The 210-nt window shown below is 68.1% G+C and carries 1 protein-coding gene; it reads left to right on the forward strand.

Annotated elements, in window-relative coordinates; translation table 11 throughout:
• Positions 1 to 210: Ig-like domain-containing protein (locus tag C2I19_RS22585; protein WP_233201260.1), on the forward strand; the 210-nt coding region annotated here is incomplete at both ends.

Consider the following 210-nt stretch of genomic DNA (forward strand, 5'->3'; position numbering starts at 1 on the left):
GGCAATCACAGCATCCGGGCGACGGCGACCGACGCGGCCGGCAATGTCAGCGGCCAATCCACGGCCAAGTCCATCACCATCGACACCAGCGCGCCGATCGCGCCGACTGTCAGTGGGTTGACGGCGGCGACAGACACCGGCGCCAGCAGCACGGACGGCATCACCGCCAACAACCAGCCGACGGTAACCGGCACGGCGGAAGCCAATAGC

It is taken from the genome of Chromobacterium alticapitis, assembly GCF_002924365.1.
GTDB classification, from domain to species: Bacteria; Pseudomonadota; Gammaproteobacteria; order Burkholderiales; family Chromobacteriaceae; genus Chromobacterium; species Chromobacterium alticapitis.